At 58.2% G+C, this 13,172-nt stretch carries 9 protein-coding genes and 1 pseudogene; 4 read left to right on the top strand and 6 right to left on the bottom strand.

Going from position 1 to position 13,172, the window contains the following annotated elements; all coding sequences use genetic code 11:
• Nucleotides 1-61: 61 nt before the first annotated feature.
• The 4 genes and pseudogenes from AADW57_RS02990 to AADW57_RS02980 all read right to left on the bottom strand — a co-directional run bounded on the left by AADW57_RS02990 (nucleotide 62) and on the right by AADW57_RS02980 (nucleotide 8,907).
• The gene (locus tag AADW57_RS02990) at nucleotides 62-6,508 is read right to left on the bottom strand and encodes a YadA-like family protein (RefSeq protein WP_341668578.1); all 6,447 of its coding nucleotides are present in this window, start codon (nucleotides 6,506-6,508) and stop codon (nucleotides 62-64) included.
• Nucleotides 6,509-6,517: 9 nt separating this feature from the next.
• Nucleotides 6,518-6,637 (bottom strand): annotated as a pseudogene (locus AADW57_RS16745) (ESPR domain-containing protein); the annotation flags it as partial.
• A 281-nt stretch (nucleotides 6,638-6,918) separates the two neighbouring features.
• A complete protein-coding gene (locus AADW57_RS02985; protein WP_341668577.1) occupies nucleotides 6,919-7,698 on the bottom strand; it encodes an AraC family transcriptional regulator in 780 nt (259 codons plus the stop codon).
• Nucleotides 7,699-8,040: 342 nt separating this feature from the next.
• Nucleotides 8,041-8,907, bottom strand: a complete 867-nt coding sequence (locus tag AADW57_RS02980) for an ATP adenylyltransferase family protein (RefSeq protein ID WP_341668576.1) — start codon at nucleotides 8,905-8,907, stop codon at nucleotides 8,041-8,043.
• A gap of 130 nt (nucleotides 8,908-9,037) precedes the next feature.
• On the opposite strand from AADW57_RS02980, the gene AADW57_RS02975 reads away from it, so the two are divergent.
• From AADW57_RS02975 to AADW57_RS02960, 4 genes are all read left to right on the top strand, one after another.
• Nucleotides 9,038-9,415: a RidA family protein gene (locus AADW57_RS02975; protein WP_341668575.1), complete on the top strand. Its 378-nt coding sequence runs from the start codon at nucleotides 9,038-9,040 to the stop codon at nucleotides 9,413-9,415.
• A gap of 102 nt (nucleotides 9,416-9,517) precedes the next feature.
• A complete protein-coding gene (locus AADW57_RS02970) occupies nucleotides 9,518-10,009 on the top strand; it encodes a RidA family protein (protein ID WP_341668574.1) in 492 nt (163 codons plus the stop codon).
• A 144-nt stretch (nucleotides 10,010-10,153) separates the two neighbouring features.
• Nucleotides 10,154-10,504: a CidA/LrgA family protein gene (locus AADW57_RS02965; protein WP_341668573.1), complete on the top strand. Its 351-nt coding sequence runs from the start codon at nucleotides 10,154-10,156 to the stop codon at nucleotides 10,502-10,504.
• On the top strand, nucleotides 10,504-11,238 hold the full coding sequence (locus AADW57_RS02960) for an LrgB family protein (protein WP_341668572.1): 735 nt from the start codon (nucleotides 10,504-10,506) through the stop codon (nucleotides 11,236-11,238). Before AADW57_RS02965 ends, AADW57_RS02960 begins: the two co-directional genes overlap by 1 nt.
• A gap of 74 nt (nucleotides 11,239-11,312) precedes the next feature.
• On the opposite strand, the gene AADW57_RS02955 is transcribed toward AADW57_RS02960, so the two are convergent.
• A complete protein-coding gene (locus tag AADW57_RS02955) occupies nucleotides 11,313-11,930 on the bottom strand; it encodes a trimeric intracellular cation channel family protein (RefSeq protein ID WP_341668571.1) in 618 nt (205 codons plus the stop codon).
• A gap of 4 nt (nucleotides 11,931-11,934) precedes the next feature.
• The gene (locus AADW57_RS02950) at nucleotides 11,935-13,164 is read right to left on the bottom strand and encodes a muropeptide transporter (RefSeq protein WP_341668570.1); all 1,230 of its coding nucleotides are present in this window, start codon (nucleotides 13,162-13,164) and stop codon (nucleotides 11,935-11,937) included.
• Nucleotides 13,165-13,172 lie beyond the last annotated feature (8 nt).

The following is a 13,172-nucleotide window of genomic DNA, read 5'->3' as shown; positions in this document are numbered from 1 at the left end:
ACCCGGCAAATGGGTCGCGCCCTTCTTGTGCGCGACCCTGCTAGTGACTGCTAGTGCCTGCTTACCACTGGAAGCCCACGCCTACCGAGCCGCCGTAGTCACCACGAGACGAGCCTGCCACCGTGCCCTTGACCACCCAACTGCCGCCATCCGACACCGTGGACAAGCCCAGGGCATAGCCGCTTTCGCCATTCCAGGCACCGCCGGCCATCGAGAACATGCTCTTGCCGGGCAAATACGCCTGGGGCAAGCCGGCGGTTGCCAGCGCTGCCGCAATACCGGCATTGGCGCGGTTTTCGACCTTGTTGACGCGGCCATCCAGATGATTGATCTGGCCCTGAATATTGGCCGTGGCCTGCCCCAACTGGCGCACGTTCACGGCATCTTGCGGTGCTTTCCCATCGGCCAGATTGGTGATGGGCTTATCGTTCATGTTCACGCCGCTCTGGTTGATGGTCGGGCCATTCTCGATCTTGAGCTCGTTGGTCGTCACCGACTTGGACACCACACTGTTGACCTTGATGTCCTGAGCCATTCCGACTGTCACATTCGCGCCGGAACGGGTGATCTCGATGTTGTCGCCGTTCAGGAACTGCACCGTGGAGCCAGGGGCCACCTTATCGGCCACATCGCCGTTGGTCTGGATATTCCAGCCTGCGCTGGCCACCTGACCGACGTTATCGATCTTGGAATCCAAGCCGCCCAAGGCATCGTTGACGTTGTTGTAGCTTGTGCCGCCCACATTCAGGTCGGTCACCAGCTTGCCGTCCACGAATTTGGAGCCGCCACCCATGCCCGCCGCGATGCTGTCGCCCATGTCGGATATCTGGCTGCCGTTGACCGCATCTGTACTGTTGGCGGAAATATCACCACGCGCCACATTGGTGATCCCGGTACCGCCGGTACGACCGCCGTCGGTGGACACGTCCCCTTCCATGGTGACCTTGCCATAGTTGACCGTGTTGTCCGGATTCAGGTCGTACTTGACGGAGCGGTCGGCCACTTTCTGGGTTTCGCCGCGCACCAGTTGCAACTGTTCTTCGGTCGCGCCACGGCCTTTGGTACCAAAGTCGCTGCTGCCCAGCGTCAGATTGCTCAGGCCCGTGATGTCATTACTCTCCGCGGACACCACCACCGTTCCGGCGCGCAGCCCGGCTGCCGTCAAAGCGATGTTCGGCCCTACGCTAAAGCCCGTGTTGTTCATCACCACATCCGGGCCACCCGCCGCGCCCTTGACCGTTACACCGTCGGTGTTGACCTTGGTGTCGCCGGTCGTGACGCTGTTCAGAACCAGATCATCGCTCAAGGCAATGGCCAGTTGGCCTTCGGTCGCCACTGTGGAAATATTGGCGTTGCTGCCCACCACATTCAGCGTTTCACCCAGCTTGCGCTGTGTGGAGCCCGTTGTGCCAGCAAAGGTCAGCGGATTGTTGTTGATGACGTTCTGCGAACTGTTATCCACGTACTCCTTGTTCACGATGTGCGTGTTTTCGGTGATCGGACCGGTGTAGTGCACATCGCCGCCCTGATTCACCGTGAACTGGTCTCCCAGCTTGACGGTCGTGCCTTGCTTGATCGTCACATTGCCTTCATTCACGACCAAGGTATCGCCGCCTACATTCACGTTCTTCAGAATCGTGTCGCCGGTCGCCGTCAAGTTATTGACCGTGGTGTTGCCGGCTACCGTCACATTGGTCAAGCTCAGGTCATCGGACAGCTTCAGGTCCACTTTTTTGTCGGTTTGCGTCAGGACGATATTGCCGTCCGAACTGGAAAAATCCACCGTATCGCCAGGAGCCACCTTGTTGGCCGTGCCGCCATTCACACCCAGCTTCCAACCGGTATTGGCGATATCGCCTACCTCCTTCAACTGGCCAAGGTTGACCGCGTCCGTGTCGACCGTGCCATCCGTCAGGTTAGTGATCTTTTGGTTATTCATATTCAGGCCGGTATTGCTCAGTACGGGCCCACCGTTGTTGATGGTCAGGCTGTCCGCCGTCAGCGCATTGGCCAGCAGGATTTCCAGCTCACCCGTGCCCGTTACGTTGGTACGGATATTGCTGGTATTGGCGGCTGCCGTGCTGGCCAGCGAACCCCTGATGACCTGGGTTTCACCCAGCTTGCGTGGCGTGGTGCCCGAGTTGCCCTGGAAGGTAATGGGCTTGTTTTCCACCGCATGCAACTGCGAACCATTGATAGCCTCCGTACTGGTGGAGGACACCACGCCGGCTGCCACATTGGTGATTTTGTTGCCACCCAGGTTCACGGTCGTGTTCGGATTAACAATCAGCTCGTTGCTGATATGCGCACCACCGGTCAGCGTGCTGACACCCGCCACCGTCAGTGTGCCGCCCACGTTCACATTGTTCGCCAGGCCAAACTTGACGTGGTTGTTAGCATCCTTGGTAATCACGATGTTGTTGTCGGTCGCGCTGCTCAGATCCACGGCACCGCCGGGGGCCACGTTAGTGGCCACGCCACCGTTCACGCCCAGGTTCCAACCCAGTTTGGCCGTATCATCTACGGCCTTTAACTGGCTTAAATTCACCGCATCCGTGTCGGCTGTGCCGGCCGTCAGGTTGGTGATCTTGTGATTGTTCATGTTCAGGCCGCCGCTGCCCAGCACCGGACCGCCGTTGTTGATGGTCAGGCTGTCGGCGGTCAGGGCGTTGGCCAACAGAATCTCGACCTCGCCAGCTGCATTGACCTGAGTGCGGATATTGCTGGCATTGGCCGTTGCCGACGTCGCCAACGAACCCTTGATGATCTGCGTTTCGCCCAGTTTGCGCTGTACAGAACCCGTATTGCCGCTGAAGGTAATGGGCTTGTTTTCCACCGCATACAGCTGCGAACCATTGATGGCATCCATGCTGCTGGAGGACACCGTGCCGGCTGCGACATTGGTGATTTTTTGGCCACCCATGTCCGCGCCCTTGAAATGCGGCGTTTCTGCAAACTGAATATCGATCTTGCCGCCGGTAAAGACGACGTCGCCGTTACCGTCTACACCCTGTACACCAGGGGTGACCACCGTTTTGACGTTCTCGTTGCTGGTGATGGCCGCACCGGTATGCCCGCCCGAAATCGCAACCGTCGAGCCCATGGTCTGATTGGTCGAGCCGGTATTGCCCGAGTAGGACCAGTGCGTATCACGCACCGCCCGAAGCTGGCGCACATTGACCGCATCGGTATCGGCCATGCCACCGGCCAGATTGGTAATGCGGCGTTGAATGCTGTTAACTCCACCCTCGCCACCGTGATCGCCCACTGACACCACGCCATTGACCGAGTCATCGTGGTTCACATTGGAGTAGCGCGCTACCGATGCCCCGTACGAGGCCTGCGTCTTGGAATCCGAGCCCAGTGCCACGGAACCCTTGGCTTCTGCCTGCGAACGAGCCCCCAAAGCCAGCATATCGACGTTGTTGGCAATATCTTCCGGTCTAGTCAAACCGGCTCGTCCGGCTACCGCGCCCGTACCCAGCGCCACGCCGTTGACTCCGTGCCCGTTGGCACCGGTACCGACAGCAACGGTATCTGTACCCGAGGCCGTGGCACCGGTGCCACTGGCCTGCGAACGGCTGCCCGATGCGGTTGCGCCCGTGCCACTGGCCTGTGAATCCACACCCAAAGCCCGTGCTCGGGTACCACTGGCCGAGGAATTCACGCCGCGTGCTTCTGCCTCGTTACCAAACGCCATGCCCCGAACGGCGGACGCCACAGCCCGTTCACCCAGAGAAATACCGTTATCCGCCGTCACATCGGCATCGGTACCGATGGCAATGCCGTTATTGGAGGTAACAGTCGCGCCTTCCTTGCTGTCCACTTCCGCGCCGGTGCCGATGGCGATCGAGTTTGTGCCGCGACTTTTGGCGACAGCACCCATAGCAACGGTCTGCTCATCGTACGCAATCGAACCCAGGCCAATCGCGGTAGATCCAAGGCCACGCGCCTCGACCCCCGAGCCCAAGCCGGTGGCATTTTCGCCAAGGGCGGTGGCTTCCCGACCCACGGCCAAACTGTTGCGCGCCGTTGCCTCGGCAGCCGCCCCGATTGCAATCGCTTCAGCACCCGTCGCACCCCGGTTTTCGCGATTTTCGCTACCCGTAGAATTAATGCTGACGTAATGCGCTTTGTTGGCATCCACCACGGAGGTCAATTGACCCACGTTAACCGCATCGGTCGGCGCAATACCGTCCTTTACGTTCTGGATACGCGTGCCACCCGTGCCCTGTAAGGTAACAACACCGCTGTTAGAGCCGCTGTCATACAACACCGCACCGGTCGGATCGATAGGTACGCCTGGGCCACCAGCCCCCAACTCCGCAAATGCAGCGGCAACAGAGGCATATTTCTTGGTGCCGACCTGGAACTCGGTTACCCGGCCATCGACCACCGTACCCTGGCCCAAAACGTCAGCCAGGTTTTGTTGCGCGGCCAACAACTGATTCACGTTGACGGCATCGGTTCCGGCTGAGCCATCGATCACATTAGTGATTCGTCGCCCGACACTCCCTCCCCCGACCGACGAACCTACGGACACCACATCGATGCTGCCGCCGGAACTATTGGACCTGGTCAAAAACCCGACTCCCGTCGAGGCCTCTGCACGCGAATTGGCACCCAGGGCCACGCTGTCCGCGTCTGCCCAGGCATTGGCACCCAGAGCCACGCTATTTGCACCGGATGCGGTGGCATTGGCACCTACAGCGGTCGATGCCTGACCGATCGCCTGTGCCAGTTCACCGATCGCCACCGAGCGACTGCTGGCCGAACTGCTACCGCCTATCGATATGGCGTGTTCGACAACGGTCGCGCTGGCTTTGCTGTTGGCTTTATTGCCGATCGACACGTTGTGATCGCCAGACAGATAGTCACCCGCTTCATTACCAATGGAAACGGTATAGTCGCCGACGATCCCGGTACCCGCATCGTAACCAATCGCGGTGCTCTGATTACCCGTGACGTTACGCCCCGCATTCGTACCAATAGCCACATGCGAGGTCTTGTCCAAGCCCGGCGGCGTGCTGCCGGAACTGGTTCCTACGCCAGCCCCGGTACCGATTGCGATACTGTTCAAAGTCGTCGAGCTGGCTCCGTACCCCAAAGCCACGGCCCCCGTAGCCTGACCACGCGCGCCATCGCCCAGGGCAACCGCATTGCTCCCGCCGGCTTGCGCCTGATGCCCTGCCGCCAGGGAATTAACACCGCCCGCCCCTGCCTGCACCCCCAGCGCTAAGGCATTGGCACCACCTGCCGTTGCCCACGCACCCAAGGCAGCCGCATTCGTAGCAGACGCAGACGCCTTGTCGCCGATAGCAATGGCCGATACAGCGCCCGTATCTTTTTGTACGCTGGCTTGACGTCCAATGGCAATGGCCCCTTCAGACAATTCGTCCACAGCGGCTTCCTGGCCCAACACAATAGAGCTGACACCTTCGGCCTTGGCCAACTGCCCTAACGCCAAAGAAGAATCGCCTTTAGCCTGCGCCTGCAGACCGGCGGCCAAAGCCGCCTGGCCTTGCGCCGTCGTTTCAGGACCGATGGCAACGGCGTCTACGCCTGTCGCTGTCGAATCGCCTTTAATGGAGTTAGTGTGGAAATACTTGATACCGTCGCCGGAGTTCAGAATGCCATAAAGTACCTTGCCGGAAACCGCATCGGTACTGGTGTTACTGACAACACCGTCGGCCAGGCCGGATATCTTGTTATTGTTCACATTAACGGCTTGCAGGCTGGTCGTGCCGGTCGCCGTCAGATTCACCGTAGACAGACTGTTAGATGTAAGCGCGCCGGTCACAGCGGCGCTATTGGCCTGTAAAGCACCATTGATAACTGCACTTCCAGCCGTCAGTTGATTGGTCACGTTTGCAGTGCCAGCCTGCAAGGCACCGTTAACCGTGGCGCTGCCTGCCGTCAGGTTGTTGGTGACGGTGGCCGAGTTGGCCTGCAAGGCACCGCCGACTGTGGCACTGCCCGCCGTCAAATTATTGGTGACGTTGGCTGAACCCGCCTGCAAAGCACCGTTGACTGTCGCGCTGCCGGCGGTCAAATTATTAGTAACAGTGGCCGAGTTGGCCTGTAAGGCACCGCCGACCGTAGCACTGCCCGCCGTCAAATTGTTGGTGACGGTGGCCGAACCTGCCTGCAAAGCACCGCTGACTGTCGCGCTGCCAGCCTGCAAGGCACCACCGATCGTGGCGCTGCCCGCCGTCAGCCCACCTGTGAATTCGCCGCTGCCCCCTTTGATGGCACCCGAGGCGGTAACGGTATCGACGACCAGATTAGGGTCCAGATTAAAGGTGATTGCGCTGCCATTGCGTACCAGATTGATATTGTCGCTGGAGTTCAGCGACAAGGTGCTGTCCAGCAACACGCGCAATCCGGCCGCACCATCCACGCTCAGATCCCAGCCGCCCAGCAGTTGGGCCTGGGCCGGGCGCGCCAACATGCCCGCGCTCATCAAGGCCAGTACCACCACACCCAGCTTCCAGGTCAAACCCTGCATTGCGCCCAACGATGCGCCTATTTCCCGCGCAGATCCGGATGTACGCTTACCGCACGCTTTAGTGTTTTCCGCTACGGCTACAAATGTCCCCGTTTGCTCATTCCAAATCGACTTGTGGATTTTGTTCATGATCTCTACGCAAAAAAATAATTAGCGGTGTTCCCTCCCTTCCCGGCCCGCTGCACGCTTGTTCACGCATCAGCTTTTTTTAGGCACAGCAAATCCCTCGCCCCGTATTAGCGAAAAGAAATATGCAGAGTTGGAAAGACTTACTGAATCACGCCGAATGACTCAGACCGTTTTATTTTCTTACTACTTCAAGAACACGACTTTTGATTTTCTGCCAAACACCTTTGAATTTCATCAAAACAACATCAATAAATGTTAAATTTGTGTTTTATAAATTCGATTCAATTTTTAGCACGATGCCGGCGACGATATGCCGAAGGCGAAAATCCGCTGTACTGCCGGAAGGCCGTCGCAAAATTGGCGGGGTTTATGTAGCCTGATTCAGCCGCCACATTGGTGACGGCCAAATCTGTTTGACTGAGCAGGCTCATGGCATGGCGCATGCGCGTGGAACGGACAAAGTCATGCACAGTCAGGCCAAGGGCCTGTTTGAATTCTTCGTTCAGGCGGCGCTCGGTCAAACCGAACAGAGTCGCCAGAAATTCAGCCGACAAGGTATCGGCCAGATTGTCCTGTATGTATTCCTGCACCGCCTCCACCAAATGATTGCGAGGTAAGTCTTCTTCTCTGCGTATAGGCTCGCGCACTGGCGTATCTGCTTGCTTTTCAAACCCGATTTCACGCAAATTTAAATGCAGGCGCAATCGCTCCAGAATCAGGCCTTCGTGGGTTTTATTGAAAATAAAATCACGCGCGCCACTGCGCAAGGCCCGCATCTGCGCCTCCACGCAGGCAATGGACGATAAGAAAAGCACCGGAATGGCGGCCGTAACCGGATTGGAGCGCAGCATGCGCATGAACATATCGCCCCGCATGCTGGGCAGCTCATAGTCACTAAGCACCACATGCGGCAGCAACGTCTGACAACGCAGCAAACCTTGCTGGGCATCCAGCGCAAAGCTGACGCGAAAAGAACTGGCGCGCAACAAAGCCATCAGCCCGGCTATGCGGGCTGGTTCTGCTGCAATAATCAGAATATGGGCATCGGGCTGGGCACACATGACAATTAACCGAGAAAGAAAGAAAAATCCATGCTGCTCGTCGCTATGCGCCATTCTAATAATTATTAAAATTAATTACTCATTCTTTTACTGTAATTGACCTTTAAAAACACCTATTATTTTCAATAAAAATTACATTGTTTCTCTTGTTTTCATTATTTGATGACTTATTCTTTTCCAATTGCAAGCAAATATTATTATTTATATATTTCCCTCTTTTTTTATATATAAATAGCAAAGATAAACACGGTAGATACCAAACACTACAAAACCACATGGCAAGAAAAAACCTCGCTGGATAGCGAGGTCGGTGACGAACTACTGCGGATCAAAAGAGAATTGTCAGGCGTACCCTGCCCTGGCCAACACCTCCAAAGGCCCCGTCGTGCGCACCACGTCGATCTGCTCGGGCGTGCGCACATAGATGCACCCGGCATACGACAAGGCGTTAATAGAAATACCGTCCACCAGCTCCGCAGAGCGCGGCACCACCAGCATCCAGCCCTGACCGGCCAATACATTATGAGCCGGCAGCAGTCCATCCGATCCCACGCGCAGCCCTAATACTTCGCACGCCCGGCGATGCGCATCAAGCAGGCTGTCGGCCAATGCCGCAACGTCGTTCTGGTCGTGTAAACGGACAAAACAATGCGCAAATGGCAACGCCACATGACGATGATCGCTGCCCGGTGCCGCATCAGCCGGCAACGCATCCAGATACATGCCCAAGCTGCCATTGCCCGCCGCCTGCGGCACCCATTGGGTGTGCTTGTGACGCTGGCTGGCTCCTGCCGGGCCGCCGCCGTTATAAAAGCCCAGGCCGCCATAGGTACCCAAAAACTGCGCCAGCGCCCGCAAATCTATATCGCGCAAAGGACTGAGCTGCTCGGAAAACACCTTGTCCGCCAACACCAAGTGCAAATCACAGACCGCGAACTTGTTCAGCACGATGTTATGCGTGCTGCTGACATCCTCCAGCGTCAAATTTGGGTCAGGTGGCAGGAAAGGATTGAAATTAGGATCGCGTGGCCCACCCGGAATCGACACGTTGGCTGCATCCTTGGCGGCCAAGGTCGACACCCAGCGTACATAAAACGGCAGCCCCTGCTGTTGCACCAGCACCTCCTGGGCCTGTACAGGCAGCAAATCGCCACTGGCCAAAGCCGCCTGGCTCAGCCGTTCCAGCCTTTGCAATAACTCCGCGCTCATGACCTCTCCTTGCTGATTGAAGTTGTATAGTGACGTCTTATTGTAGGCAAGTCCCGCTCGTAGTTACTCCGGCGGCCTTGTTCTGGTTTTCCACCCTTGTTATTGATTTTTTTCCCTTCAGGAGATCACCATGTCCGGCATCCGCCGCATTGCCAGCCACCTGCCCCTACCCTTTTCCCGCGCCACCATGGCCGGCGGCTTTCTGTTTTTGTCCGGGCAGTTGCCTTACGATGAGCAAGGCCAGGTCGTGCGCGGTTCCATCCAGGATCAGACACATGCCGCGTTCGATCGCCTGATCGAAGGTTTGGCGCTGGCTGACGCCACGCTGGCCGATGTGGTCAAGGCCACCGTCTGGCTATCCGACATGGCTCTGTTTGAAGACTTCAACAAAGTCTATGCCGAGCGCTTCGGCGATACACTGCCCACACGTTCGCTGGTACAGGCCAAGCTGGCCAAGGGTGCCGATGTGGAAATCGAAGTACAGGCCTGGATCGGTGATCGCGCCTAAACGCCTGTTCTGACCAGCGGGTCATTCAAAGGAACGCGTGTACTCCGCGCCTATGGCACACTGTTTTTTCTATGTATAGCCAGACCAACAAGGAGAACCTCCATGCGTTTCTTTGCCTTGACCCGCAATAGCCTGCTGGCCGCCACGCTACTGGGCATCGGCCTGACCGCTGCCCAGGCCGCAGGCCCTGCAACATCCCAGGCCTTGGCTATCAAACGCTATGCCAGTGACACCGCCCTTCCGTTTTCACGCGCCGTTCAGGCCGGCGGCTTCCTGTTTCTGTCCGGACAGATCCCCATCAATGAAAAAGGCGAAGTCGTGCGCGGCAGCATACAAGATCAGACCAAAGCCGTACTGGACCGCCTCGAAGAAACGCTGACCCTGGCAGGTGCCGACCTGAGCAATGTGGTCAAAGCGACCGTCTGGCTGTCCGACATGGCGCTCTACGACGAATTCAACAAGACCTATCAAGAACGGCTGGGCGATCACTTCCCTGCCCGCTCGCTGGTACAGGCCAAGCTGGTCGCAGGAGTGGATGTGGAAATCGAACTTCAAGCCTGGGTGGGCGAGCGCCCTGCTCCTGGCAAAAAGTAACCCCAATCAATATAGGCGTACAGATATGAGCGACCACATATCTGCCCAGTCAGCTTATATGGCACACTAAGTGTCCACTCAAGAATGATGCATTGCACGTCAGGCCCGGTAGCCTGGCGTGCAATGCTTTTTTCCGGACTTCCCATGATCTACGCGATTACTGCTCTGTTTGTGTTCCAGTTGCTGGGCGAAATCCTGGTGCAGGCGCTGTCCCTGCCTTTGCCCGGCCCTTTGGCCGGCATGCTGCTGCTGACCGTGGCTTTTGTCGTGCGCGGCGGCGTCCCGGCCGCCATGGAACAGACTGCCGGTTCTATGCTGCAGCACCTGATGCTGCTGTTCATTCCCGCCGTCACCGGTGTCATGTTGTATTTCGATCATGTCGCCAAAGAATGGCAACCCTTTGTCATTGCTACCCTAGGCGGTACGCTGATTACGCTCGTAGTCACCGCCGTGGTGCTTAATCGCCTGCTTAAAAACCACAAGGAAAACCAGTAATGACAGACGGTTTTTTTGAAATCTGGGTTTTTCTGGCCGAATCACCCCTGCTGTGGCTAACGCTGACCTGTACGGTCTATGCCAGCGCCGTCTGGGTCTACAGACAGTGCGGCAGCACGCCATTTTTGCTGCCTATCCTGACGTCGGTGCTGGTTATTGTCAGCCTGTTGCTGCTGACCGGCACCCCTTACCCTGTCTACTTCGAAGGCGCTAAATTCATCCACTTTCTGATCGGACCGGCCACGGTGGCGCTGGCTGTTCCGCTCTACAGCCAACTGCGCCAGTTGCGCAAGATCTGGAAGCCGGTCTGCATTGCCTTGCTGATCGGCTCGGTGACCGCCATCGCCAGCACGGTGCTGATTGCCTGGGCGCTGGGTGCCTCGACGGAAACCATCATGTCGCTGGCCCCGCGTTCGGCCACCATGCCGATTGCCATGGCGCTGGCCGATCATTTCGGGGGACAGCCCTCGCTGGCGGCAGTGGCCGTGGCCATGACAGGCATTGCCGGCACCATCATGGCCCCGCCGCTGCTGCGCTGGCTACGCATCGACAGCCCACAGGCGCGCGGCTTTTCCGTCGGCGTCACCGCCCATGCCATCGGCACCGCGCGCGCTCTGCAACTGCACGAAACCATCGGTGCTTTTTCTGCCCTGGGCATGAGCCTGAACGGCATACTGACCGCCATTCTGATGCCTTTGCTGCCCTGGGTGCTGCACGGGCTGGGCATGATGTAGTCAGCCTGTACTGGGTTCCGCGCCCCGATAACGAAAGCCGCCCGGAGTCGATGCTCGGGCGGTTGTCGCAATGGCTAGCGCCACTCGTCGCGGTACACGAAACGCGGCATTTGCCAGTTCAGACGCAAAGCCAGCATGCGGAACCCCAAGCCTATGGACATGGGAGCAAGCAAAGTGACATACGGGTTCATCTCCAGATGCACGGCTCCCAGATACAAGGCACCGGTCAGCATGGATACGCTGGCATACATTTCTTTGCGCAGCAACAGGGGAATGTCGTTGCACAGAATATCGCGCAGCACACCGCCTGCGCAGCCGGTAATCATGCCGCTCAACAGCACCACTGTAATAGGCAGCTTCATGTCCAGCGCGATCTGGCAGCCGATGACCGTAAACACCACCAAGCCCATCGCATCGAGCAAGAGAAACAAGCTGTGCAGACGCCGCATGACCGGCGCAATCAGGGCGGTCAGCAAAGCGGCACCCGCGGTAATCCACAAGTATTCCGGATGCTGCACCCAGGTCAGCGGGTAATGACCGAGCAAGACATCGCGTACCGAGCCGCCCCCCAGGGCCGTGACACAGGCGATGGTACACACTCCCACCCAGTCCATGTCCCGGCGACCGGCGGCCAGGGCCGCAGTCATGGCCTCGGCCGTGATGGCGATAATGTAGAGTACAAGTAGTAGCATGGCTTCAGGCATCCAACTGGTTGATGAGACCCCGGTAGCCACGCAGCATCAGCAGCCCCGGCAAGGCAATCAGCACGGTACAGATAAAAAACACCGGCCAGCCCAGGGACTGCACCAGCACCGGCGTTAACGGACCGGCCAGATACGTGCGCCCCACAGCCGACAAAGCAGACAACAAAGCAAACTGCGTCGCCGAATACGCCCGGTTGCACAAGGCCATGAGCAACGCCACGAATGCCGCCGTTCCCAGCCCGCCACACAGGTTTTCCAGCGCCACCACCACGCCCATCAGCAGCATGGACGGCGTATCCTGGACGGCAATGAACCAATATCCCAGGTTGGAGACAGCCTGCAACAGACCAAACATCATCAAGGCCCGGTACAGCCCCAGGCGCGCCATGATGGTGCCGCCCAACAGCGCACCCACCACAGTGGCGGCCAACCCGAACACTTTATTAATGCTACCGACTTCGGACAAGGTAAATCCAGCGGCACGGATCAAAAACGTGGTGGACAAAGCACCTGCAAAGGCATCGCCCAGCTTATACAACACGATCAGCAGCAAAATCGCCCAGGCACCGGGGCGCGAAAAAAACTCGGCCAAGGGTGCCGCCACAGCTTCAGACAAGCTACGCGGCGGGCGACTGTCCAGCTCGGGTTCGGGCGCGATCAGGGTGACCAGGGCGCACAAGCCCATGAATACGCCCATCAACATATAGGTGTTGGACCAACCCAGCCAGCGATCCGCCAGAATCAAAGCCAGACCGCCGGAGGCGATCATGGCCAGCCGGTAGCCCATGACCTTGACGGCGGCACCGGCCGCCCGCTCCGGAGCGCGCAGCACATCGGTGCTATACGCATCAAACGCAATATCCTGGGTAGCCGACAAAAACGCCACCCAGACGGCCAGCAAGGCCAAAGCAGTCAGATTCGTGGCCGGCGAAAACAAACCCATGGCGGCAATGGAGCCGGCCAGCAACAATTGCGTCAGCACAATCCAGCCGCGTCTGCGCCCCAGAAAAGGCGGCGCATAACGGTCAACCAAAGGGGCCCACAGAAACTTCAGGGTATAGGCCGAGCCCACCAGCGTCAAAAAACCGATTTCGGTCAGGGACACATTCTCGACGGTCGCCCAGGCTTGCAGCGTGCCCGACACCAGCGCCAGGGGCAGGCCGCTGGCGAACCCCAGAATCAGCAAAGGCAGGACTCGGGGACTGGTATAGACACGGGACACGGACAGCC

Source organism: Alcaligenes sp. SDU_A2, from assembly GCF_038237375.1.
GTDB lineage: Bacteria > Pseudomonadota > Gammaproteobacteria > Burkholderiales > Burkholderiaceae_B > Alcaligenes.
The sequence above is the reverse complement of the archived record's forward strand: the minus strand, read 5'-3'. Positions and strand labels throughout refer to the sequence as shown.